General features: G+C 73.7%; 23 protein-coding genes. 10 read left to right on the top strand and 13 right to left on the bottom strand.

Going from position 1 to position 21,954, the window contains the following annotated elements; all coding sequences use genetic code 11:
- Positions 1 to 117 precede the first annotated feature (117 nt).
- The 3 genes from ACWD4P_RS24750 to ACWD4P_RS24760 all read right to left on the bottom strand — a co-directional run bounded on the left by ACWD4P_RS24750 (position 118) and on the right by ACWD4P_RS24760 (position 2,039).
- Positions 118 to 234, bottom strand: coding sequence for a 30S ribosomal protein bS22 (locus ACWD4P_RS24750; RefSeq protein WP_425311139.1), 117 nt, complete (start codon positions 232 to 234; stop codon positions 118 to 120).
- Between the two features lie 173 nt (positions 235 to 407).
- A complete protein-coding gene (locus tag ACWD4P_RS24755) occupies positions 408 to 617 on the bottom strand; it encodes a helix-turn-helix domain-containing protein (RefSeq protein WP_045699258.1) in 210 nt (69 codons plus the stop codon).
- Between the two features lie 225 nt (positions 618 to 842).
- Positions 843 to 2,039: an acetoin utilization protein AcuC gene (locus tag ACWD4P_RS24760; RefSeq protein WP_359822623.1), complete on the bottom strand. Its 1,197-nt coding sequence runs from the start codon at positions 2,037 to 2,039 to the stop codon at positions 843 to 845.
- A gap of 179 nt (positions 2,040 to 2,218) precedes the next feature.
- Here ACWD4P_RS24760 and ACWD4P_RS24765 point away from each other — a divergent pair, with 179 nt between their 5' ends.
- Positions 2,219 to 2,743: a COG1361 family protein gene (locus ACWD4P_RS24765; protein WP_359822625.1), complete on the top strand. Its 525-nt coding sequence runs from the start codon at positions 2,219 to 2,221 to the stop codon at positions 2,741 to 2,743.
- A 116-nt stretch (positions 2,744 to 2,859) separates the two neighbouring features.
- Positions 2,860 to 3,399: a hypothetical protein gene (locus ACWD4P_RS24770; protein ID WP_449781075.1), complete on the top strand. Its 540-nt coding sequence runs from the start codon at positions 2,860 to 2,862 to the stop codon at positions 3,397 to 3,399.
- A gap of 27 nt (positions 3,400 to 3,426) precedes the next feature.
- Here ACWD4P_RS24770 and ACWD4P_RS24775 read toward each other — a convergent pair whose 3' ends face one another.
- Entirely contained in the window at positions 3,427 to 4,629 is a 1,203-nt protein-coding gene (locus ACWD4P_RS24775) for an MFS transporter (RefSeq protein WP_449781076.1), read from the bottom strand.
- A gap of 106 nt (positions 4,630 to 4,735) precedes the next feature.
- Positions 4,736 to 5,563, bottom strand: coding sequence for a pyrroline-5-carboxylate reductase (gene proC / locus ACWD4P_RS24780; RefSeq protein WP_449781077.1), 828 nt, complete (start codon positions 5,561 to 5,563; stop codon positions 4,736 to 4,738).
- Between the two features lie 257 nt (positions 5,564 to 5,820).
- Between proC and ACWD4P_RS24785 the strand changes: the two genes are divergently transcribed.
- Together ACWD4P_RS24785 and ACWD4P_RS24790 are read left to right on the top strand one after the other, a co-directional pair.
- A complete protein-coding gene (locus tag ACWD4P_RS24785) occupies positions 5,821 to 6,270 on the top strand; it encodes a hypothetical protein (RefSeq protein ID WP_359822632.1) in 450 nt (149 codons plus the stop codon).
- A 184-nt stretch (positions 6,271 to 6,454) separates the two neighbouring features.
- The gene (locus ACWD4P_RS24790) at positions 6,455 to 7,801 is read left to right on the top strand and encodes an SCO2583/SCO2584 N-terminal domain-containing protein (RefSeq protein ID WP_449781078.1); all 1,347 of its coding nucleotides are present in this window, start codon (positions 6,455 to 6,457) and stop codon (positions 7,799 to 7,801) included.
- A gap of 6 nt (positions 7,802 to 7,807) precedes the next feature.
- Here the strand turns inward: ACWD4P_RS24790 and ACWD4P_RS24795 are convergent, their stop codons facing one another.
- The 6 genes from ACWD4P_RS24795 to ACWD4P_RS24820 all read right to left on the bottom strand — a co-directional run bounded on the left by ACWD4P_RS24795 (position 7,808) and on the right by ACWD4P_RS24820 (position 14,043).
- On the bottom strand, positions 7,808 to 8,338 hold the full coding sequence (locus ACWD4P_RS24795; protein ID WP_359822637.1) for a hypothetical protein: 531 nt from the start codon (positions 8,336 to 8,338) through the stop codon (positions 7,808 to 7,810).
- 148 nt (positions 8,339 to 8,486) lie between these two features.
- Positions 8,487 to 10,331 carry a dihydroxy-acid dehydratase gene (ilvD, locus tag ACWD4P_RS24800; RefSeq protein ID WP_449781079.1) on the bottom strand — a complete coding sequence of 615 codons (1,845 nt, stop codon included), beginning with the start codon at positions 10,329 to 10,331 and terminating at the stop codon, positions 8,487 to 8,489.
- A gap of 179 nt (positions 10,332 to 10,510) precedes the next feature.
- Entirely contained in the window at positions 10,511 to 11,281 is a 771-nt protein-coding gene (locus ACWD4P_RS24805; protein ID WP_449781080.1) for a class I SAM-dependent methyltransferase, read from the bottom strand.
- A 48-nt stretch (positions 11,282 to 11,329) separates the two neighbouring features.
- Positions 11,330 to 12,133, bottom strand: a complete 804-nt coding sequence (locus ACWD4P_RS24810) for a sugar phosphate isomerase/epimerase family protein (protein WP_359822673.1) — start codon at positions 12,131 to 12,133, stop codon at positions 11,330 to 11,332.
- Between the two features lie 702 nt (positions 12,134 to 12,835).
- Positions 12,836 to 13,798 carry a Ppx/GppA phosphatase family protein gene (locus tag ACWD4P_RS24815; RefSeq protein WP_359822643.1) on the bottom strand — a complete coding sequence of 321 codons (963 nt, stop codon included), beginning with the start codon at positions 13,796 to 13,798 and terminating at the stop codon, positions 12,836 to 12,838.
- 11 nt (positions 13,799 to 13,809) lie between these two features.
- On the bottom strand, positions 13,810 to 14,043 hold the full coding sequence (locus ACWD4P_RS24820; RefSeq protein WP_449781081.1) for a hypothetical protein: 234 nt from the start codon (positions 14,041 to 14,043) through the stop codon (positions 13,810 to 13,812).
- A 293-nt stretch (positions 14,044 to 14,336) separates the two neighbouring features.
- On the opposite strand from ACWD4P_RS24820, the gene ACWD4P_RS24825 reads away from it, so the two are divergent.
- The gene (locus ACWD4P_RS24825) at positions 14,337 to 15,158 is read left to right on the top strand and encodes a hypothetical protein (protein WP_449781089.1); all 822 of its coding nucleotides are present in this window, start codon (positions 14,337 to 14,339) and stop codon (positions 15,156 to 15,158) included.
- A gap of 92 nt (positions 15,159 to 15,250) precedes the next feature.
- Here ACWD4P_RS24825 and ACWD4P_RS24830 read toward each other — a convergent pair whose 3' ends face one another.
- Both ACWD4P_RS24830 and ACWD4P_RS24835 read right to left on the bottom strand, forming a co-directional pair.
- The gene (locus ACWD4P_RS24830) at positions 15,251 to 16,420 is read right to left on the bottom strand and encodes an NADH-quinone oxidoreductase subunit D (RefSeq protein WP_359822646.1); all 1,170 of its coding nucleotides are present in this window, start codon (positions 16,418 to 16,420) and stop codon (positions 15,251 to 15,253) included.
- A complete protein-coding gene (locus ACWD4P_RS24835; RefSeq protein WP_449781082.1) occupies positions 16,417 to 17,433 on the bottom strand; it encodes an SAM-dependent methyltransferase in 1,017 nt (338 codons plus the stop codon). The genes ACWD4P_RS24830 and ACWD4P_RS24835 overlap by 4 nt, the downstream gene beginning before the upstream one ends.
- Positions 17,434 to 17,562: 129 nt before the next feature.
- Between ACWD4P_RS24835 and ACWD4P_RS24840 the strand changes: the two genes are divergently transcribed.
- From ACWD4P_RS24840 to panD, 5 genes are all read left to right on the top strand, one after another.
- Entirely contained in the window at positions 17,563 to 18,795 is a 1,233-nt protein-coding gene (locus ACWD4P_RS24840; RefSeq protein ID WP_359822651.1) for a sensor histidine kinase, read from the top strand.
- Positions 18,796 to 18,832: 37 nt separating this feature from the next.
- Positions 18,833 to 19,522 (top strand): response regulator transcription factor, encoded by a 690-nt coding sequence (locus ACWD4P_RS24845; protein ID WP_359822654.1) that lies wholly within the window; start codon positions 18,833 to 18,835, stop codon positions 19,520 to 19,522.
- A 74-nt stretch (positions 19,523 to 19,596) separates the two neighbouring features.
- The gene (locus ACWD4P_RS24850) at positions 19,597 to 20,532 is read left to right on the top strand and encodes a Rossmann-like and DUF2520 domain-containing protein (protein ID WP_359822657.1); all 936 of its coding nucleotides are present in this window, start codon (positions 19,597 to 19,599) and stop codon (positions 20,530 to 20,532) included.
- Positions 20,533 to 21,438: a pantoate--beta-alanine ligase gene (panC, locus tag ACWD4P_RS24855; protein WP_359822659.1), complete on the top strand. Its 906-nt coding sequence runs from the start codon at positions 20,533 to 20,535 to the stop codon at positions 21,436 to 21,438. It begins immediately after the preceding gene.
- Positions 21,439 to 21,489: 51 nt separating this feature from the next.
- Entirely contained in the window at positions 21,490 to 21,939 is a 450-nt protein-coding gene (panD, locus tag ACWD4P_RS24860) for an aspartate 1-decarboxylase (protein ID WP_359822662.1), read from the top strand.
- Positions 21,940 to 21,954 lie beyond the last annotated feature (15 nt).

Genomic DNA, 21,954 nt, shown 5'->3' on the forward strand with positions numbered 1-21,954 from the left:
CTGCGTGCACCGTACCGCGCCGCCCCACCGGGCCGTGAAACGACACCGCCCGCCCAGGCCACGAGGGCCAGGACGGGCGGTGGAAGCGCTGGGCGCGCTAGGCGCGGCCGGGGCCGCTTACTTCTTGTTGCGACGCTGAACGCGAGTCCGCTTCAGAAGCTTGCGGTGCTTCTTCTTGGCCATACGCTTGCGACGCTTCTTGATGACAGAGCCCACGGAACAACCCTCGCTCACTGAGACTCTCGCCCGTGAGAGACGGAGTCCATACGACTGACGTGAGGGCCTAGCCTACCTTCCGCTTGCCCGGGGCTGTAAATCGCGCCCCTCGCAACCGGAGAACTCGGGGGAAATCCCCGGCGAACGGGTGCGGGGCCCACCGGTGTGGACCCCGCGCCCGCGCGCCGCCGCTACGCGCTCTCGAGCCGCACGTAGGACTCCTTGAGGTACTCGTGCACCGCCTGCTGGGGCACCCGGAAGGACCGTCCGACCCGGATGGCCGGCAGCTCTCCGCTGTGCACCAGCCGGTACACCGTCATCTTGGACACCCGCATGACCGCGGCGACCTCCGCCACGGTCAGGAAGACGACTTCCTGAAGGGGGCGCTCGACGGAACTCATGACCATCACCCGACCCTTACCCGTGTGCAAGGCACCGGCTTCCCCTCCGGTGACTCCACCGGCACACGTGTATCCCCAGAGTAGTTATGGGTGGTACCAGTGGGAAGAGGGGAAGTGCAGTCCTCGTACGGTGAGAGATAGGACTGTTGCAGTACGTAGCCGCTCGGCGGATGGCACCGCCCGGCGTACGCACCCCCCGGCCTGGGCGGGTGCGGGGCGGCGGGTTCAGGCCAGCAGCCCGTGCAGCGGGAAGACGGCCCGGCGGGTGGCGAGGATGGCCTGATCGAGTCGGTCGGCCGGATCGTAACCCGAGTCGAAGTCGCGCCAGGCCGGGCGGGCGCCGTCGGTCATCCGCAGCGGGGCGGGGCGGCGGGTGCGGCGGTAGACCTCGGCGCGCCAGGACTCGGGGGTCTCGGTGGCCGGGTCGACGGGCCGGGCGGCGGCGGTGGCGACCAGGTGGGTCCAGGTGCGCGGGACGACGTCCACCACCGCGTAGCCGCCCCCGCCGGTGGCCACCCAGCGGCCGCCGGCGTACTGGTGGGCGAGGTCGTGCAGCGCCTCGGCGACCAGCCGCTGGGCGTCCACGGTGACGGCGAGGTGGGCGAGCGGGTCCTCCAGGTGGGTGTCGGCGCCGTGCTGTGTCACCAGGACCTGCGGCCGGAACGCGTCGAGCAGTTCGGGCACCACCGCGTGGAAGGCGCGCAGCCAGCCCGCGTCGCCGGTGCCCGCGGGCAGCGGCAGGTTGGCGGCGGAGCCGGGGGCGTCCTCGCCGCCGGTCTCGATCGTCCAACCGCTCTGCGGGAAGAGCGTGGCGGGGTGCTCGTGCAGCGAGACGGTGAGCACCCGGGGGTCGTTCCAGAAGGCCGCCTGGACGCCGTCGCCGTGGTGGACGTCCACGTCGACGTAGGCGACCCGCTCGGCGCCGAGCTCCAGCAGCCGGGCGATGGCGAGCGCCGGGTCGTTGTAGACGCAGAAGCCGGAGGCCTTGCCGGGCATCGCGTGGTGCAGCCCGCCGGTGAAGTTGACGGCGTGCGGGGTCTCGCCGCGCCAGACCGCCTCGGCGGCGGCCACGGACTGGCCGGCGATCAGCGCGGAGGCCGAGTGGATCGCGGGGAAGGACCAGTTGTCGTCGGTGCCGAGTCCGTGCAGCGGGTCGGAGCGCTCGGGGTGGGCGGCCGCGTTCCGGACCGCCTCGACGTACTCCCGGGTGTGCACCAGCCGGAGCGTGGACTCACCGGCGGGCGGCGCGGAGCGGACGGTCACCCCGGGGCCGGCGTTCAGGCCGAGGGCCTCGACCAGGCGCATGGTGAGGGCCAGCCGGGTCGGGTCCATCGGGTGGCCGGGGCCGAAGTCGTAGGCGGTGACGGCCTCGTCCCAGAAGAGGTGCAGGCCGCAGGGGGTGTCACGCTCGGCTTCGGGCATGGCCTCCACCGTAGCGGGTGGCGGCGGCCGGACCGCGGTCAGGGCGCGCCGGGGCGGCGGCCGCGGGGGCGGGACGGGGGGCGGGTGCGGGGCGGGACCACGGAAGTTGTGGGGCATCTGTGGAGACAAGTGCCGACGCGGTACAGACAAACGCTTTGCGACTCCATATCCTCTCCGCCATGAAGCCATTCAGCGTGCAACGCCTTGGGGTAATTCTCGCTGCAATACTGGGATTTGGCGTCTTCTTTGCCGCCCAGCCGGCCTCCGCCGCGGTCAGCGGCACCGCCTTCGCGGTCGACAAGTCGACGGCCAAGCCGGGAGACCAGCTGACCCTGACGCTCTCCCTCACCAACAGTGAGGCCAGCCCGATCTACTTCGCCTACGAGGCCGTCCAGCCGACCTGGCCGGCCAACACCCAGGCCGGAGCGTTCTCCATCGTCGGCTGCACCGGCGACACCTCCGACTGCGTGACCAACGGGAACAGCGCCAACTTCCACTTCAACGCGCCGATCGCGCCCGGGGCGACGAAGACCGTCACGCTCACCGTCAAGATCACCGACACTCCCGGGTGGGGCGCCGGGCCGTACACCCTGAACTGGGCGCCGTACGTCTACTACGAGTTCGGCCAGGTCGGCGGCGTCACCACGGCCAAGGACCAGACCTTCACCTTCGGGGTGCCCGAGCTCCAGACCGTGATCAGCTGACCCCGTCCCGTCGACCGCCCCCGCCGTCACCCGACGGCGGGGGTCCGGCGGTTCCGGTCGAGGATGGCGTGAAGAGGACGCGCGCCGGGCCTTCACGGCTTCCTATCCTCTCCGCCATGAAGCCCATCAGCGTGCAACGCCTCGGAGCAATTCTCGCCGCAGTACTGGCACTTGGCGCGATATTCGGCGCGAATCCGGCCTCCGCCGCCGTCCGCGACGACGGCCTGATCACCGGTTTCTCGGCCTCCGTCGACAAGAAGACGGCGGCGCCGGGCGACCAGCTGACCCTGACCCTCTCCCTCACCAACACCGAGACCATCCCCATCGTCTTCGCGTACGAGTACATCGAGCCGAACTGGCCGACCAGCTCGTACCGCAACGCGTTCGCCATCACCGGCTGCGGCGGGGACCAAACGGACTGCACGGTCGCCCCGAGCGGCGACTTCGTCTCCTTCCATCCCACGGCGCCGATCCCGCCGGGCGCCACCCGCACCGTCACGGCCACCGTCCGGATCGTCTCCCCCCTGCCCTGGTCCGTGCCGCTCAGGCTGAACTGGACCCCGTACGCCTACGCCGAGTACGGCTACCCGGCCGTCATGACCAAGAGCGGCCCCCACCTCAACGGCACGCCCGAGCTGGAGACCGTGATCAGCTGACCCCCGCCCCGTCGACCGCCCCCGCCGTCACCCGACGGCGGGGGCCGCCGTTCGCGTCGGCGCCGGAGAGAAGCGGTCGGCCAGCGGCAGGACGGCGAGCACCAGCAGCATCGGGGCGAGCAGCGCCCAGCGGTACGAACTCGCGTCGGCGATCGCCCCGACCAGCGGCGAACCGACCAGGAAACCCACGTAGTTGAAGAGGTTGAGCCGGGCCACCGCGGCATCCGAGTCCGCCGGGAAGAGCCGGCCGCCGGCCGCGAACACCTGCGGGATGATCGCGCAGATGCCGAAGCCCAGCACGGTGAAGCCGGCGATGCCCGCCCAGGCGGCGGGCGCGATCGCGGCCGCCGCGAAGCCGAGCGCGGCCAGCGCGGCCCCGAAGCGGACCACCGGGACGGCCCCGAAGCGCTGCACCGCGCGGTCGCCCAGGGCCCGGCCGAGCAGCATGGCCACCATGTAGCCGAGGTAGGAGAGCTTGGCGAGGTCCTCCCGGCTGCCCAGCCCGTCGGTGAGGTACTTGACGCTGTAGTTGGAGACCGAGGCGTCCGCGATGTACGCGAAGGCCATCGCCAGGCAGAGCGGCAGCAGCGGACGCCAGGGCACGGACCGGGCCGCGGCCGCGGCGGCCTCCCGTACGGCGTCGCCGAGTTCGGCCGGCCCGGCGAAGAACGTGCCGGTCAGCACGGCGAGCGGGGCGACCACCGCGGCGGCCGCGCCGAACAGCACCGGCAGCCCGAGGTCGTAGTGCGAGCCGAGGCCGGCCAGGGCCGCGCCGAGGATGCCGCCGAGGCTGAACGCGGCGTGGAAGCCGATCATGATCGAGCGGCCGTAGCGGTGCTGGAGCCCCACCCCGAGCATGTTCATACTGGCGTCCAGCGCCCCCACCAGCAGCCCGAACGCGCCGAGCGCCAGGGCGAGTTGCCACAGCGCGTCGCCCAGCCCGGCGGCCGCCAGGGCGAGACAGACGGCGGGCTGGACCACCCGCAGCACGGCCCGCGCGCCGGTGCGCTTCACCAGCCGCTCGGAGACGATCGAGCCGACCCCGGCCAGCACCGGCACCGCGGCCAGGAAGACCGGCAGCAGCCCGTCGCTCAGCCCGTACCGGTGCTGGATCTCCGGGATGCAGGTGACCAGCAGGGCGAAGACGGTGCCCTGGAGCAGGAAGCTGACGGCGAGCGCGGCCCGCCCGGCGCGCAGACCGGGCGGGACGGTGGGGGGTGCGGCGCTCAAGCGGACCTCCGGACGACCTCGCTACCGACCGGTAGAACGATGTTGGCGAGAGCGTAGGGGCTGCGCCGCGATTGCGGGAGGGGTCGCGCAAGGACTTCCGCGCGGGCTACTTCCCGCCGGAGGCCAGCTCCCGGGAGCGGTCCCGGGCCGCCTCCAGGGCGCCGAGCAGCGCGGCCCGCACCCCGTGGTTCTCCAGCTCGCGGATCGCCGCGATGGTGGTACCGGCCGGGGAGGTGACCGCCTCGCGCAGCTTCACCGGGTGCTCGCCGGAGTCGCGCAGCATCACCGAGGCGCCGATCGCGGACTGCACGATCAGGTCGTGCGCCACCTGCCGGGGCAACCCGAGCAGGATGCCGGCGTCGGTCATCGCCTCCACCAGGAAGTAGAAGTAGGCCGGCCCCGAGCCGGACAGCGCGGTGGCCGCGTCCTGCTGGGCCTCGGGCAGCCGCAGCGCCTTGCCGACCGAGCTGAAGATCTCCTCGGCGCGCACCAGGTGCTCCTCCCCCGCGTGCGAGCCGGCCGAGATGACGCTCATCCCCTCGTCCACCAGCACCGGGGTGTTGGGCATCACCCGGACCACCGGGGTGCCCGCCGCGAGCCGCTCCTCGAACCAGGCCGTGGGGACGCCGGCCGCGGCCGAGATCACCAGCCGGTCGGCGCCGACGTGCGGGGCCAGCTCCTCCAGCAGGGCGCCCATGTCCTGCGGCTTCACCGCCAGGATCAGGGTGTCGGCGAGCTTGGCGGCCTCGGCGTTGGAGACGGCCACCACCCCGTAGCGGGCGGCGAGTTCGACCGCGCGCTCGGGGCGGCGGGCGGTCACCAGGACGTCGGCCGGGTCCTTGCCGGCCCGCAGCAGACCGGAGAGCAGGGCCTCGCCGATCTTGCCCGTGCCCAGGAAGGCGATCTTCTGTCCGTGCGCTGCGCTGCTGCCCATGGTCCGCTCCTTGCCTCGGTACTGCGGCCATCCTCGCACCGCCCGGGGCGGGGCGCGGGGACCGTCCGCTCCGTGGTCCGCGCCTGGCGCGGAGGAGCCCGCCCCCGGGCGGCGGCGGACTCCGGGCCGGGGCCCGCACGGGATCCGGGCCGAGCCCGAACGGATACCGACCCGGACCCGAACGACCCGCCCCCTAGGGAGAAAACTCGGGGGTTTCCCCTATGGCCTCCGAGCTCCGGCGGGAGCACCGTGGAGCCATGGCACACGACGAAATGTCCCGACGTGAGAACCGGCAACTCGCCGTCGCCTCGGCGACCGTGGGCCCGTGGCGGACCGCCGCGGGGGTCGGTGCGGTGGTGGGGGCGACGGCCCTGGGGATCGGCGCGATCTCCGGGGACTGGTCGCTGAGCATGCTGGCCTCACCGGCCGGCTGGGGCCTGTTCTTCTTCTTCCTGGTCGGGACCGTCGGCGGCCACCTGCGGCGCGACACCTCCGAGCGGCGGCTGCGGCGCTGGGCCAACGAGCACCCCTGGCAGGCGGCGCTCCCGGCGGCCGGCGGGCTGTTCGCGCTGAACACGCTGGCCCAGCTCTTCCTCGGCGACGCGGGCCTGTTCGAGGCCCTCTTCATCTCGCTGCTGCCGGCCGGCCTGCTGCTGGCGGTCGCCGGGGTGGTCGGCTCGGTCAAGCAGGCCCGCGAGAAGGGCTGAAACCGGCCGCGGGACGGGCGGTTCGGACGGACGGACGGACGGTTCGAACAGGTGGTTCGGGCGGTTCGGACGGACGGCAGTCTTCCGAACGAACCCGGCCGAACCGGAACCCGCCCCGCACGAATTCACCACGTGGTGTGCCCCCGATCGACGCATCGTCACCCCCCGTCGTCATACTGGCGCGATGCCGATAGCCGAAGATCCGGAACCGCGCCCCGCCGGGGGCGACGAGCCGGACGGGTCCGACCCGTCCGGGGCGGGACGGAAGGACCCGTTCGCCGACCTCGTCCTGGACGAGGAGTTCGTCCGCCGAGCCACCGTCAAGGAACAGAGCGGGCGCACCCGCATACTGTCCGCCCGGTGGAAGCACACCCCGCCAGTCGATCCCGGCGGCCGCCGCTCGGTCAACGACGGCCCGGCGGCGCCCAAGCGCCGGTTCGGCCGCAAGCCGAAGCCCACCGCGCTCGGCCCGTGGGGCGACCCGCGCCCGCGGCGCCGCCTGGAGTGGCGCACGCCGCTCTTCGTCGTGCTGACCGTCGCCGTGCTGCTCGCGGTGCTGAACATCGACGGGCTGCGCGACTGGTACTCGATCAACTACGGCCCGGGCTCCACGGCCGCCCGCCCGCCGGTGCCCACCGCCGCCCCGGAGACCGCCCGGCCGACCACGGCCCCGCCGGCCACCCGCGACGACCAGCCGACCGTCGACCACCCCTGGAAGGGCTCCCCCGCCGAGGGCTGGCTCACCGGCGCCGCCGGCATCGGGCTGCCGGACGCGCACGCCGTCGGGGTGTTCGACGAGAACCAGGTCGCGGCCAAGCTGAAGCTGGTCAAGGACTTCCTGGTCGCCTCGAACCTCGACCCCGATGTGACCGCCGGAGGCCATCCCGAGGCCGCGCTCGCCCTGCTGGACCGCGAGGCGCAGACGAAGCCGGCCAAGGCCCTCGCCACCCCGACCGACGAACTCGAACCGACCTCGTGGTTCTCCCGCTTCGACCGGCGCGACGCGATCCCGGTCGGCGACGTGGTCAAGGTGAAGGGGTGGATGAGCTTCGACAGCGACGGCGAGCGCGGAGTGGTGGTCCACACGGACTACACCTTCGTCTACGCGCTGCGCCCCGGGCCCGAGGCCGGGAAGGCCGCCGCCACCCCGCCCGGTTCACCGCCCGCGGCCCCGGCCGCCCCCGCCGGCGGCGGCGGCGGCGGCGTCGCCAAGCCCGTGAGCCTGCGGATCAGCCCCGCCGAGGACGTCGCGGGAGACACCTGGACGGCCCGGACCATCGTGCGCCGGGTCTCCGACTACCGCTTCTACGACCCGGGCAAGTACCGCGCCAACCCCGAGAAGATCAACATCAGCAAGACCAACGCGAGCTTCGGCAACAGCTCGTGCGTCATCCACGACGGCTTCTTCCACCCGAACTTCCGGCAGTTCGACCAGCCCCACCCCGAGGTGACCGGGCCGACCGTCGACCCCTACGACCAGAGCAAGGAGCTGGGCACCGACCAGGGGTGCGAGGCCACCAGCCGCAGCTGACCGCCGTCAGCGCTTGCGCTTGCCCCGGCTCGGCGCCTTGGCGTCGGGCCGGCGGCTGCGGCTCGCCTGGCGCTTCTCGTGCTGGGCGACGGCCCGCTCGTAGGCGGCCCGCCGGACCGCCTCGCCCGGGGCCTCGACCAGGCTGCGGGCGAAGTAGGCGAGCAGCGAACCGGCCCCGCCGATCAGCCAGACCGCGCCGAGCGACTTGTCCTCGGCCATCCAGCCAGTCAGCTGGTCCTTGCCCTCGGTGAGCACCTTCCAGGTGCGCCGCACGGCCATCATCGAACAGACCGCGATGGCGGCGGTCAGCAGCCCGTTCAGGAAGCCCCCGCCGTCGGAGAGCGCGACGCCCTCCACGCCGAAGCGCAGCAGCAGCACCGCGGCGGCGGCCGCGACCAGGGCACCGGCCGACACGGCGACCCGCCGCGGCCAGTAGCCGTTGTCCCGGTTCAGCCAGCTGGTGCCGAACCAGCGGATCGGCTCCGGCTCGGGGGCGCCGGCGGGGGTGGGGGCGGGGGTGGGGGGCTGCTCGCTCACGCCGTCGATTATCACCCGACCGCCGTACACGGCGAAGGAGCCGTCCCGGCCGGTGGGACGGCTCCTCCTCGTTCCGTGCGGGGCCGGCGCCGTTCCCGTACGGGCCCGGTGTCACGCCGTACGGGCCCGGCGTCGCGCCGGGCGGGGGTCAGCCGAGCTTGGACACGTCGCGGACGGCGCCCTTGTCGGCGGAGGTGGCCATCGCGGCGTAGGCGCGCAGGGCCTGGCTGACCTGGCGGTCGCGGTTCTTCGGCCGGTAACCGCCCGCGGCCTCCAGGGCGCGGCGGCGCTCGGCCAGGACCTCGTCCGGGACCTCCAGGGAGATCCGGCGGCCGGGGATGTCGATGGCGATGGTGTCGCCGTCCTCGACCAGCGCGATGGTGCCGCCGGAGGCCGCCTCCGGGGAGGCGTGGCCGATGGACAGGCCCGAGGTGCCGCCGGAGAAGCGGCCGTCGGTGACCAGCGCGCAGGCCTTGCCCAGGCCCCGGCCCTTGAGGAAGGACGTCGGGTAGAGCATCTCCTGCATGCCCGGGCCGCCCTTGGGGCCCTCGTAGCGGATGACGACGACGTCGCCCTCCTTGACCCGCTTGGCGAGGATCGCCTCGACCGCGTCCTCCTGGGACTCGACCACGACGGCCGGGCCGCTGAAGGTCCAGATCGACTCGTCCACGCCGGCGGTCTTCACGATGCAGCCGTCCTCGGCGAGGTTGCCGTACAGCACGGCCAGGCCGCCCTCCACCGAGTAGGCGTGCTCGACGCTGCGGATGCAGCCGCCGGCGGCGTCGGTGTCCAGCGACTCCCAGCGCTCGGACTGCGAGAAGGCCTCGGCGGAGCGGACGCAGCCGGGGGCCGCGTGCCACAGCTCGACCGCCTCGGCGGACGGCGAACCGCCGCGCACGTCCCAGGTCTTGAGCCACTCGGCGAGCGAGTCGGCGTGCACGGTGTGGACGTCCTCGTTGAGCAGCCCGCCCCGGTACAGCTCGCCGAGGATGGCCGGGATGCCGCCGGCCCGGTGCACGTCCTCCATGTAGTACGAGCCGTTCGGCGCGACCTTGGACAGGCAGGGCACCCTGCGCGAGACGGCGTCGATGGCCCGCATGTCGAAGTCCAGCTCGGCCTCCTGGGCGGCGGCGAGCAGGTGCAGGATGGTGTTGGTCGAGCCGCCCATGGCGATGTCCAGGGCCATGGCGTTCTCGAAGGCGGCCCGGGTGGCGATCGCCCGGGGCAGCACGGAGTGGTCGTCCTGCCCGTAGTGGCGGTCGGCGATCTCGACCACGGTCCGCCCGGCCCGCTCGTACAGGGCCCTGCGGGCGGTGTGGGTGGCGAGCACCGAGCCGTTGCCCGGCAGCGAGAGGCCGATCGCCTCGGTCAGGCAGTTCATCGAGTTGGCGGTGAACATGCCGGAGCACGAGCCGCAGGTGGGGCAGGCGTTCTCCTCGATGATCGCGATGTCCTCGTCGGAGACGTTCTCGTTCACCGCCTGGGAGATCGCGTCGACCAGGTCGAGCTTGCGCACGGTGCCGTCGACCAGGGTGGCCTTGCCGGCCTCCATCGGGCCGCCGGAGACGAAGACGGTCGGGATGTTCAGGCGCAGCGCCGCCATCAGCATGCCCGGGGTGATCTTGTCGCAGTTGGAGATGCAGATCAGGGCGTCGGCGCAGTGCGCGTTGACCATGTACTCGACCGAGTCGGCGATCAGGTCGCGCGAGGGCAGCGAGTAGAGCATGCCGCCGTGGCCCATCGCGATGCCGTCGTCCACGGCGATGGTGTTGAACTCGCGCGGGATGCCGCCCGCCTGCTTGATCGCCTCGGAGACGATCCGGCCGACCGGCTGCAGGTGGGTGTGGCCGGGGACGAACTCGGTGAAGGAGTTGGCGACCGCGATGATCGGCTTGCCGAAGTCCTCGCGGGCTACGCCGGCCGCCCGGAGAAGCGCCCGGGCGCCTGCCATGTTGCGACCGTGGGTGACCGTACGGGACCTCAGCTCGGGCACTGTGCTCCACTCCTTCGGGGCTCTCGCGGGCACCCCGCTGGGTGGGAGGGTACGGGGGCCGCCGTGGGTACCGAGCCTACGCCCGCCGTCCGGCGGGCGGACGGCCCGTCCGCGATGCGGGCAGGCGGCGGGCGGCCCGGTCAGTGGCGCGATCAGTGGCCCCGGGGCAGTGGCCCCGGTCAGCCGGGCTTGACGGCCACGGTGAGGTCGACGGTGAACGGCTCGACCACGTCGCCGTCCGGGAACACCGCGAACAGCGCCTCCCGTTCGGCGGCCAGCACCGGCGCCCGCTCCTCCGGGCTGAGCGAGGCCAGGTAGGAGCGGGAGGTCAGGTCCGTGATCACGTGGTCGACGGTGACCCGCCGCTCCCAGTGCAGCGACGTCCGCTGGACCGCGAGGCCGGCCGGGGCGAAGTGGCCGACGTGGCCGCCGACCCCGCCGTAGCCGTGGTAGCGGTCGGGGAGGGCGGCGGCCATCCGCTCGCTCCTTGCCCGGACCCAGGGCACCGTCTCGTCGTACACGTTCCACCAGGCGGCGACGGCACCGCCCGGCCGCAGCACCCGGACCGCCTCGGGAACGGACTTCTCGGGATACGTCCAGTGGAAGGCCTGGGCGTAGGTGACCAGGTCGGCGGAGTCGTCGTGGAAGGGCAGGTCGTCACCGGTGCCCCGGACCAGCGGCAGGTCGGGCGAGGAGAGCAGGAAGCGGGCGGCCATGCCCGGGCTGGGCTCGACGGCGACCACCCGCGCGCCCCGCGCGGCCAGCAGCCGGGTCGCGATGCCGGTACCGGCGCCGACGTCCAGGACCCGGGCACCGTCGAGGCCGCGGCCCCAGAGCCGCTCCAGCGCGTCGAACAGCGCGTCCGGGTAACCGGGCCGCCCCCGCTCGTACTCGGCGGCGACCCCGCCGAAGCTCGCGGCGGCCTCACGGTAGTTCCGACCCTCCGTCATGCGTCCCCCTCCGTAAGGAAGTTCGTGCCCGGCCGGGCACCCGGCGACTCAGCGTACGCGCGACGGGGTGGCCAGGTGCAAGCGCGTGAAGGCGAGGGCCTCGGCCAGGTCGGCCTCACGTTCGGCGGGGGAGGACGAGCGGCGGGTGTTGACCTCCAGCACCACGTGGCCGTCGAAACCGGTGCGGGCCAGGTGCTCCAGCAGCTCGGCGCAGGGCTGCTTGCCGCGGCCGGGGATCAGGTGCTCGTCCTTGCCGGAGCCGCTGCCGTCGGCCAGGTGGACGTGGGCCAGCCGGTCGCCCATCCGCTCGACCATGGCGAAGGTGTCGATCCGGGAGGTGGCGGCGTGCGAGAGGTCGATGGTGAAGTGCCGGTACTCCTCGTCGGTGACGTCCCAGCCCGGTGCGTACGCGAGCATCTCGCGGTCGCGGTAACGCCACGGGTACATGTTCTCGACGGCGAAGCGGACGTCCGTCTCGCCCGCCATCCGGCCGATGCCCTCGACGAACTCCCGGGCGTACTGGCGCTGCCAGCGGAACGGCGGGTGGACGACGACGGCGCTCGCGCCGAGCTTCTCGGCCGCCGCCCGGGCCCGGACCAGCTTCGTCCACGGGTCGGTGGTCCACACCCGCTGGGTGATCAGCAGGCAGGGCGCGTGCACGGCCAGGATCGGCATCCGGTGGGCGTCGGAGAGCCGGCGCAGGGCCTCGATGTCCTGGCTGACCGGGTCGTTCCAGACCATCACCTCGACCCCGTCGTAGCCGAGCTTGGCGGCCAGCTCGAAGGCGACGGCGGTGCTCGCCGGGTACACCGAGGCGGTGGACAGCACCACCTTGGTGTCGGGGATGTGCAGGGCCGGGTGCCGGGGCAGCACCAGCCGGTCGGTGGTGCGCAGCAGCGGCGGGCGGGCCGCGTCGCGCTTGGCGGCCTTGACCGAGCGGACGGACTGGACGGCGGCTTTGGCGGCGCCGGCGGCCCGGGCGGTGCGGGTCTCCTTCGGGGCGGTCCGCTTCGCGGGGGCCTTCTTGGGGGCGGCCTTCTTCGCGGCGGGACTCTTCGGGGACGGCTTCCCGGCGGCGGTCTTCTTCGCCGCGGTCGTCTTGGCGGCGGTCGTCTTGGCGGCGGTCGTCTTGGCGGCGGTCGTCTTGGCGGCGGTCGTCTTGGCGGCGGCCGTCTTGGCGGCGGCCGACTTCGCGGCAGCCGTCCTCGCGGTGCGCTGGGCGGCCTTGACGGCCTTCGCGGCCTGCTTGGCGGCCTGGGCGGCGGTGGCGCCCGTGACCGCCTTGCCAAGGCGGCGGCGCGGGCCGTCCGGCCGCGACTGCCCGTTCCCGGGAGTGCGGTCCTCCTGCGTTCCGTCCTCGCCCGCTGCTTGCACCACGGGAGACAGCGTAAGCGGAGCACGCGGCGAACGGGGCTGGACGACCGGCGCAGTGACCATCGGCACGTTGTCCCGGGGAGGGCGCCCGGCGGGTCGGTCGGGGGCGGGCCGGTCCGCGGAGGGGAGTCCGGCGGGCGGGCCTCCCGCTGGTGTCCCCGGTACGGGTGCGCGCCCCGCCTACGGAGTGAGCGCCGGGCGGCGACGGTCGGCGGAGCCGTCCATGGCGTCCAGGCGGCGCAGGATGATGCCCTCGCGCAGCGCCCACGGACAGACGTCCAGCTCCTCCAGACCGAACAGGTCCATCGCGGCGTCGGCGACCAGCGCCCCCGCCAGCAGCTGCTTGGCCCGACCCTCCGAGACACCGGGGATCCGGGCGCGCTCGGCGACGGTCATCGCGGACAGCCGGGGCAGCCAGGAGGCCAGCCCGCCGCGGGTGAGCCGACGATCGGCGTACGGGCCGGCGTCGGCGGGGGCGGCACCGGTCATCCGGGCCAGCTGCTTGAAGGTCTTGGAAGTGGCGACCGCGTGCCGCGGCGGGCCGAGCCGGGTGATCTCACCGACCACGGTGGCGAGCTCGGCCCGGATGTGGCGTCTCAGCTCGCGCAGCCCCTCCGGGTCGGCGACGTCCCCCGGCAGCCAGCGGGCGGTCAGCCGGCCGGCGCCCAGCGGCAGCGAACAGGCGACGTCCGGCTGTTCGTCCGGACCGCAGGCGATCTCCAGCGAGCCCCCGCCGATGTCCAGGTTGAGCAGCCGGCCCGAGGACCAGCCGAACCAGCGGCGGACGGCCAGGAAGGTCAGCCGGGCCTCGTCCTGCCCGGACAGCACACGCAGCTCGACGCCGGTCTCGGCGGCCACCCGGCGCAGCACCTCCTCGCCGTTGGCGGCCTCGCGCACGGCGGAGGTGGCGAACGGGAGGATGTCGACGACGCCCTTGTCCTCGGCGACCCGCAGCGAGGAGGCGACGTGGCCGACCAGCCGCTCGACCCCGGCCTCGCTTATCGCACCGTCCCCGTCCAGTAGCTCGGCCAGGCGCAGCTCGGCCTTGTGGGAGTAAGCGGGCAGCGGGGCAGCGCCCGGATGGGCGTCCACCACGAGGAAGTGGACCGTGTTGGAACCTACGTCGAGCACACCGAGTCGCATAACTCTCCACGCTACGCGATCCGGGCCCTGACGAGAGGGGGTGCGGCGGTATTCGTGCTGGTCCGGGGCCGGTCCGTCCCCCACGGGGCGCCCAGGGCGGCGAGGCCCCGCTCCAGGGCGGTGGCGGCCTTCGCCGGGTCGCCGCCGAGCTTCTCGAACTCCCGGCCCTCTCCGCACAGTTCCCACGGCTTGAGGACGAACTCCCCGCCCGCGCGGTCGGACGCCCCGGTGCTGCCGGCTGCCATCCCCGTACCTCCCCGGTACCTCTCCGCAGCGGACCCGGCACCGACCAGGCACCGACCCGGCACCGACCAGACACGGATCCGGTAGCGACTCGGCGCTTGTCCCACGGCGCCCGACGGCCCCCTTCACCCCGCCTCCACCCGGGCGGCTCCACCCGCCACGGGCTCCACCGCCGGTCCCGCCACCGCGCCGCCGCCACCGAAAGCTCTACCCTTGCCGGGTGGCACCAGCAGAAACGTCCAAGAAGAAGGCCAAGGCGAAGCCGAAGGCCTCCCCCGCCCCCGTCGACCTCGCGATGCCGACCCTGCGCCGCGAGATCCCGCGCGACGAGGTCCCGCTCGACTTCCCCCGCGCCTGGGTCGAGTTCGCCGACCCCGCCGACGACGAGCAGGTCTTCCGCTGCGACCTGACCTGGCTGACCTCCCGCTGGTCCTGCGTCTTCGGCCAGGGCTGCCACGGCATCCGCGAGGGCCGCGGCGAGTCGGACGGCTGCTGCACGCTCGGCGCGCACTTCTCGGACGAGGACGACGAGAAGCGCGTCCTGGGGCACGCGGCCCGGCTGACCCCCGAGCTGTGGGAGAACTTCGCCGAGGGCACCGACGCCAAGGGCCGGATCACCTCCGACGGCGGCGTCACCATGCTGGACGAGGACGGCGACCGCCAGACCCGCCGGGTCGGCGGCGCCTGCATCTTCGTGAACAGCCCGGACTTCGCGGGCGGCGCCGGCTGCGCCCTGCACGCGCTCGCCCTCAAGGAGGGCCGCGAGCCGCTGGAGACCAAGCCGGACGTGTGCTGGCAGCTGCCGATCCGCCGCACCTACGACTGGATCGACCGCCCCGACGACACCCGCTACCTCCAGGTGTCGATCGGCGAGTACGACCGCCGGGGCTGGGGCCCGGGCGGCCACGACCTGCACTGGTGGTGCACCGGCGCCCCGGCGGCCCACCAGGGCGCGGAGCCGGTGTACGTCAGCTACCGCCCGGAGCTCACCGAGCTGATGGGCAGGGCGGGGTACGAGGTGCTGGCGCGGCTGTGCGAGGAGCGGATCGCGACCAAGGGCGACCGCAAGGTGGCCCCGCACCCGGCGGACCCGGCCAAGAAGTCCAAGGCCAGGTGACGCACCGGACCGGGTGACGCACCGGACCGGGCGGCTCGTCGGAGGGCGCCCGGTCCCGACCGGGCCGACCGGTGCCCGCCGCACCGGGCGGCCTACTTGTCGATGTCCCCGACCACGAAGAACATCGACCCCAGGATCGCCACCATGTCCGCGACCAGCGTCCCCGGCAGCAGCTCGGTCAGCACCTGGACGTTGTTGAAGGACGCCGAGCGCAGCTTGAGCCGCCACGGCGTCTTGTCGCCGCGCGAGACCAGGTAGTAGCCGTTGACCCCGAGCGGGTTCTCGGTCCACGCGTAGGTGCTGCCCTCGGGCGCCTTGAGCACCTTGGGCAGCCGCTGGTTGACCGGGCCGGGCGGCAGCGCGGCGAGCTTGTCGAGGCAGGCGTCGGCGAGGTCCAGCGAGTTGAGGGTCTGCTCCAGCAGGCACTCGAAGCGGGCCAGGCAGTCGCCCTCCTCGCGGGTGACGACGGTGAGCACCTGCCGCAGTTCCTCGGAGCCGTACGCCAGGTAGGGGTCGTCGCGGCGCAGGTCGAGGTCGAGGCCGCTGGCCCGGGCGATGGGGCCGCTGACGCCGTACGCCTGGGCCTGCGCGCGGGTGAGGACGCCGACGCCGGCGGTGCGGGCGCGGAAGATCTCGTTGCCGAGGACGAGGTCCTCGAAGACGGGCAGTTGCGAGCGCACGGTGGCGACGGCGGTGCGGACCCGGCCGAGCCAGCCGGCCGGCAGGTCCTCCTTGAGGCCGCCGACCCGGTTGAACATGTAGTGCATCCGGCCGCCGGAGGCCTCCTCCAGCACGTGCTGGAGGTCCTCGCGGCCGTTGAAGGCGTGGAAGACCGGGGTGATCCCGCCGAGTTCCAGGGGGTACGAGCCGAGGAACATCAGGTGGTTGAGCACCCGGTTGAGTTCGGCGAGCAGGGTGCGGATCCACACCGCCCGCTCGGGGACCTCCATGCCGAGCATCCGCTCGACGGCCGTGACGACGCCGAGTTCGTTGGAGAAGGCGGAGAGCCAGTCGTGCCGGTTGGCCAGCATGATGATCTGCCGGTAGTCCCGGGCTTCGAACAGCTTCTCCGCGCCCCGGTGCATGTAGCCGATCACCGGCTCGGCGCTCACGATGCGCTCGCCGTCGAGCAGCATCCGCAGCCGCAGCACGCCGTGGGTGGCCGGGTGCTGCGGGCCGATGTTGAGCACCATGTCGGTGGTGCCCGCCGCGCCGGTGAAGTTCTCGGCTCCCGCCCCGATGCCGACCGTGGTCTCCCTCATGCCCCCAGAGTCTGCCATCCCGGCAGGCCCGCCAAGCTCACCGGTTCCGTCATGCGGACGGCCTGCACCAGCCACCCGAAGGCGCCCAGTCCGCCCGGGTCGGTCAGCTCGGCCCCCTCCCCGGCCGCGCTCAGCGCCCGCAGGTAGCCGGCCGGGTCGCTGCCGGCCAGCGTGAGCGGCGGGCGCCCGCCGCTCACGCCGAGCGCCCGCAGCGCCTCCCGCTGCGTCGTCCACAGGCTGTGGAGACCGGGCACGGCGGCGGAGTCCAGCGCGACGTGGGCGGTGACGTCGCAGGAGCCGTCCGGCACCGGGGACACCTCCCGGCCGTCCCGGAAGCCGGCGTAGGTGCCGAACGGCGGGCGCCGCCCGGCGGTGTGCCCGTAGTCGACGGCGACGGCCAGGCCGCGCTCCAGCCCGGCCACGGCCCGCGCCCAGGCGGCGTCCCGGGGGCCGCCGAACTCCACCGCCTCGCCGGGCTCCGCGACCGGCCACCAGCGCTCGGCCCAGGCCGCGTCGGCCGCCGAGACCGGCTCGCCGAGTCGGGTGTCGCCGGTCGCGGTGTCCACCTCGACGTAGCGCAGCACCCCGTCCTCGTCCACCTCCCCGGCGTCCAGCGGGACGTTGTCCAGCCACTCGTTGGCGAACAGCAGCCCGGTCACCCCTCGCGGCGGCTCGTCCGTCCACAGGGCTGTGGACGGCAGACCGTCCGGCCGCCCGGCGATCTCCACGCCGTACGGGCGCAGCCGCGCCAGCACCGGCGCGGGCAGCTCGGCCAGGACACCGGTGAGCAGTTCGCCCCGCCCGGCCCCGACGTCGACCAGGGCCAGCTCCTCCGGACGGCCGAGGGCCTCGTCAACCTCCAGGAGCAGCCGGGCCACCGCACGGGCGAACCTCGGCGAGGCGTGCACGGAGGTGCGGAAGTGCCCGGCCGGGCCCTCCGGCCTGCGGTAGAACCCCCGCCCCGGTTCGTACAGGGCCTGTTCCATGGCGGGTGCCCACCGCGTCCAAGTCATGGGAGGCGACGCTACCGGGCCGGGGGCGGGCCCTCCCCATCGGAGCGGGTGCTTCTCCGACCTACGGAGTAGGACGGATCGCCCTACCGGCGGACCTGGGCACGCCAAGCGACTGCCTACGCTGGACACGTGCATCGACTCAACGCCTGGCTCCGCCGTCACCCCATGGTGGTCGACGCCGCATGGGCGGCGATCGTGCTCTTCTTCGGACTGATCCCGAACGAGGCCGCCCTCGACGAGGGCTGGCGCTTCGACGTCTCGATCGCGGTCGCCGTGGTGCTGCCGCTGCTGATGGTCTTCCGGCGGCGCTACCCCGATCTCACGGTGGCCACCGCCGCCGGCATCGGCGTCGGCCAGGTGGCCGTGAACGTGGCCCCCGGCTTCTCCTCGATCGCCTACCTGGTCTTCGCCTACACCGGCGCCGCCTTCGGCCGGAAGTGGACCTCCCGGCTGGCCCTGGCGGCCGGCCTGGCCGCCGGGCCGCTGGTGTTCTGGCAGATGAAACCGGTGAAGACGGTCTTCGACCGGGCCGGCGACGCCCACACCCGCCCCTACGGCTTCGGCGAGGCGGCGCTGATCACGCTGCTGATGAGCACGCCGTTCATCCTCTGCTGGGCCTGGGGCCGGCTGACCAGGGTGCGCCGCGCCTACCTGACCGAGCTGGAGGACCGCGCCGCCCGGCTGGAACGCGAGCGGGACGCCCAGTCCAAGGTGGCGGTCGCCGCCGAGCGGGCCCGGATCGCCCGCGAGCTGCACGACGTGGTCGCGCACAACGTCTCGGTGATGATCGTCCAGGCCGACGGCGCCGCGTACGTCATGGACAACTCCCCGCAGCAGGCGAAGGAGGCGCTCGGCACCATCGCCTCCACCGGCCGCCAGGCGCTGGTCGAGATGCGCCGCCTGCTGGGCGTGCTGCGCACCTCCGACACCAAGGCCGAGGAATACGTTCCGCAGCCGGGCGTCGAGGAGCTGCCGGAGCTGCTGGAGCAGGTCCGCACGGCCGGACTCGACGTGGACTACGCCACCTCCGGGCAGCCGCGCGAGCTGCCGCGCGGCGTCGAGCTGACCGTCTACCGGATCGTCCAGGAGGCGCTCACCAACGTCCGCAAGCACGGCGGCCCCGACGCGCACGCCCGGGTCGCGGTGGACTTCGGCGAGCGCGAGCTGGCCGTCCTGGTGGAGGACGACGGCCGCGGCAGCACCGACGAGCACCTGACCGCCGGCGGCGCGGACGGCCTCGGCCACGGCCTGATCGGCATGCGCGAACGGGTCGGCATGGTCAGCGGCAGCCTCGACGTGGGCCCCCGCCCCGGCGGCGGCTTCCGGATCCGCGCCGTCCTGCCGCTCAAGGCGGCCCACTAGCCCCGTCCGTCGTCCACCCCCTCCAAGGAGTCCCACCTTGACCATCCGCGTGATGCTCGTCGACGACCAGGAACTGCTGCGCACCGGTTTCCGGATGATCCTCCAGTCACAGGGCGACATCGAGATCGCCGCCGAGGCGGGCGACGGCGCGCAGGCCCTGGAGAAGCTGCGGCACACCGAGGTGGACGTGATCCTCATGGACGTCCGGATGCCGCGGCTGGACGGCGTCCAGGCGACCCGCCGGATCTGCCTGGCCGAGGACGGCAGCCCGCTGCCCAACGCCCCCCACGTGCTCATCCTCACCACCTTCGACCTGGACGAGTACGCCTTCGCCGCGCTCAAGGCCGGTGCCAGCGGCTTCCTGCTCAAGGACGTCCCGCCGACGGAGCTGGTGGCCGCGATCCGCGCGGTGCACGGCGGCGACGCCGTGGTCGCCCCGACCACCACCCGCCGGATGATCGACCGCTTCGCCGAGGTGCTGCCCACCCCGCAGAGCGCGCCCGGCTCGGACGTCCTCGGCCCGCTGACCGAACGCGAGCGGGAGGTGTTCCTGCTGGTCGCCCAGGGCCTGTCGAACGGCGAGATCGCGGCCCGGCTGGTGCTCTCCGAGGCCACCGTGAAGACCCACGTCGGCCGGATCCTGGCCAAGCTGGGCCTGCGCGACCGGGTCCAGGCCGTGGTGCTGGCGTACGAGGCCGGACTGATCCGGGCCGGGGCCTCGGACTAGCGACGCCCGTACACTGGGGCGGTACGTCCGGTACCCGTCGAGGACCGGAACGGTCATTCAGGACAAGGGTGGACATGGGTTCGTCCGACTTCAGCGAGTTCGCCCCGTACGGCGATCCCGGTGACCCGGGCAACCGCCCGGCCCGGCTGGCCGTCGGCGTGGTCGGCACCGGCCGGGTCGGCCCCGCGCTGGGCGCGGCGCTCCAGCTCGCCGGGCACACCGTGGTCGCCGCCTCCGGGGTGTCCGCCACCTCCCGCCGCCGGGCCGAGGCGCTGCTGCCGGGCGTGCGGGTCGTCACCCCGCCGCAGGTGCTGGCCGCCGCCGACCTGGTGCTGCTGACCGTCCCCGACGACGCGCTGGCCGACCTGGTGGCCGGGCTGGCCGCCACCGGCGCGGTCCGCCCCGGCCAGCTGGTCGTGCACACCTCCGGCGCGCACGGCGTGGCCGTCCTGGAGCCCGCCACCCGGGCCGGGGCGCTGCCGCTGGCCCTGCACCCGGCGATGACCTTCACCGGCACCTCGGTGGACCTGGCGCGGCTGGCCGGCTGCCCGTTCGGCGTGACCGCCCCGGAGGAGCTGCGGCCGGTCGCCGAGGCCCTGGTGGTGGAGATGGGCGGCGAGCCGGAGTGGGTGCCCGAGGGGGTCCGCCCGCTGTACCACACCGCCCTCGCGCACGGCGCGAACCACCTGGTCACCCTGGTCGCGCAGGCGATGGACCTGCTGCGCACGGCCGGCGTCGCCGAGCCCGGCCGGATGCTCGGCCCGCTGCTGGGCGCCGCCCTGGACAACAGCCTGCGGGCCGGCGACGCGGCCCTCACCGGCCCGGTCGCCCGGGGCGACGCGGGCACCGTGCGGCGCCACCTGGCGCAGCTCAGTACGGTGTCCCCGGACATCCCGGCGGCCTACCGGGCGATGGCCCGCGCCACCGCGCAGCGGGCACTCGCCAACGGAACGATCGACGAAACGTCGGCGGCGGCGCTGCTGGACGTACTGAACGAGGAGAAGCGCTAGATGGCACGCGGTAAGCAGTCGAACAAGCCCCAGCGGACGCCGAAGGTCCACCGGGCCGTCGTCACCCGCACCGTGGACGACTTCGAGGCCGCGTTCTGGCCGGACGAGCAGCCGGTGGACAACGCGGTCGTGATGACGATGGGCGCGCTGCACGAGGGCCACGCCGCGCTGATCCGGGCCGCCCGCAAGCAGGTCGGCCGGGACGGCCGGGTCGCGGTGACGGTCTTCGTCAACCCGCTCCAGTTCGGCCCGGGCGAGGACCTGGAGCGCTACCCGCGCACCCTCGACGAGGACGTGAAGCTGGCCGAGGAGAGCGGCGCCGACGTGGTGTTCGCGCCGTCCGCCGAGGAGGTCTACCCGAACGGCGAGCCGCAGGTGCGCATGGTGGCGGGCCCGATGGGCGAGCGCTACGAGGGCGCCACCCGGCCCGGCCACTTCGACGGCGTGCTGACCGTGGTCGCCAAGCTGCTGCACATCACGGACCCGGACTTCGCGTTCTTCGGCGAGAAGGACGCCCAGCAGCTGGCGATCATCCAGCGGATGGTCGCGGACCTGGACTTCGACGTCGAGATCGTCGGCGTGCCGACCGTCCGCGAGGAGGACGGCCTGGCGCTGTCCTCGCGCAACCGCTACCTCTCGGCGGAGGAGCGCGACCGGGCGCTCGTCCTCTCCAAGGCCCTGTTCGCGGGCCGGGACGCCGCCGCGCAGGGCCCGAAGGCCGTCCGCGAGGCCGCCTCGGCCGTCCTGGACGGCGCCGAGGGCGTCACCCTGGACTACCTCGCCCTGATCGACCCGCACGACTTCTCGGAGGCGGCGGACGACTTCCAGGGCGAGGCGGTGCTGGCCGTCGCCGCGAAGGTGGGCCCGACCCGCCTGATCGACAACGTCCGCATCATCGTTCGGTAGTACCGACAGCAATCCCCTTCAGGCATGCACTCACAGGAGGCGTGACCCGCAATGCTCCGCACCATGCTCAAGTCCAAGATCCACCGGGCCACCGTGACCCAGGCCGACCTGCACTACGTGGGATCCGTCACGGTGGACGAGGACCTGCTCGACGCCGCCGACCTGCTCCCCGGCGAGCTGGTCCACATCGTCGACATCGACAACGGCGCCCGGCTGGAGACCTACACCATCGCCGGCCCGCGCGGCTCCGGCGTGATCGGCATCAACGGCGCCGCCGCCCGCCTGGTCCACCCCGGCGACCTCGTCATCCTCATCGCCTACGGGCAGATGGACACGGCCGAGGCCAAGGGCTACGAGCCGAAGGTCGTCTTCGTGGACGGGCACAACCGGATCACCGGCTTCGGCGGGGACCCGGCCGAGGCCCCGGAGGGCACCGGACTGCTCCGCGGTGACAGGGCGTACGGTGACCGCACCGGCGCGGCCACCGCCGGCGCCCGCTGAAGGAGCCACTGAGCC

The organism is Kitasatospora sp. NPDC002543 (assembly GCF_053594915.1).

What these genes read in the sequence shown, in the direction of transcription:
- ACWD4P_RS24755 (WP_045699258.1), bottom strand. Translation starts at nt 617, where the DNA reads ATGAGTTCCGTCGAGCGCCCCCTTCAGGAAGTCGTCTTCCTGACCGTG.
- ACWD4P_RS24760 (WP_359822623.1), bottom strand. Translation starts at nt 2,039, where the DNA reads ATGCCCGAAGCCGAGCGTGACACCCCCTGCGGCCTGCACCTCTTCTGG.
- ACWD4P_RS24765 (WP_359822625.1), top strand. Translation starts at nt 2,219, where the DNA reads ATGAAGCCATTCAGCGTGCAACGCCTTGGGGTAATTCTCGCTGCAATA.
- ACWD4P_RS24770 (WP_449781075.1), top strand. Translation starts at nt 2,860, where the DNA reads ATGAAGCCCATCAGCGTGCAACGCCTCGGAGCAATTCTCGCCGCAGTA.
- proC (WP_449781077.1), bottom strand. Translation starts at nt 5,563, where the DNA reads ATGGGCAGCAGCGCAGCGCACGGACAGAAGATCGCCTTCCTGGGCACG.
- ACWD4P_RS24785 (WP_359822632.1), top strand. Translation starts at nt 5,821, where the DNA reads ATGGCACACGACGAAATGTCCCGACGTGAGAACCGGCAACTCGCCGTC.
- ACWD4P_RS24790 (WP_449781078.1), top strand. Translation starts at nt 6,455, where the DNA reads ATGCCGATAGCCGAAGATCCGGAACCGCGCCCCGCCGGGGGCGACGAG.
- ACWD4P_RS24805 (WP_449781080.1), bottom strand. Translation starts at nt 11,281, where the DNA reads ATGACGGAGGGTCGGAACTACCGTGAGGCCGCCGCGAGCTTCGGCGGG.
- ACWD4P_RS24815 (WP_359822643.1), bottom strand. Translation starts at nt 13,798, where the DNA reads ATGCGACTCGGTGTGCTCGACGTAGGTTCCAACACGGTCCACTTCCTC.
- ACWD4P_RS24820 (WP_449781081.1), bottom strand. Translation starts at nt 14,043, where the DNA reads ATGGCAGCCGGCAGCACCGGGGCGTCCGACCGCGCGGGCGGGGAGTTC.
- ACWD4P_RS24825 (WP_449781089.1), top strand. Translation starts at nt 14,337, where the DNA reads ATGCCGACCCTGCGCCGCGAGATCCCGCGCGACGAGGTCCCGCTCGAC.
- ACWD4P_RS24830 (WP_359822646.1), bottom strand. Translation starts at nt 16,420, where the DNA reads ATGAGGGAGACCACGGTCGGCATCGGGGCGGGAGCCGAGAACTTCACC.
- ACWD4P_RS24835 (WP_449781082.1), bottom strand. Translation starts at nt 17,433, where the DNA reads ATGACTTGGACGCGGTGGGCACCCGCCATGGAACAGGCCCTGTACGAA.
- ACWD4P_RS24850 (WP_359822657.1), top strand. Translation starts at nt 19,597, where the DNA reads ATGGGTTCGTCCGACTTCAGCGAGTTCGCCCCGTACGGCGATCCCGGT.
- panC (WP_359822659.1), top strand. Translation starts at nt 20,533, where the DNA reads ATGGCACGCGGTAAGCAGTCGAACAAGCCCCAGCGGACGCCGAAGGTC.
- panD (WP_359822662.1), top strand. Translation starts at nt 21,490, where the DNA reads ATGCTCCGCACCATGCTCAAGTCCAAGATCCACCGGGCCACCGTGACC.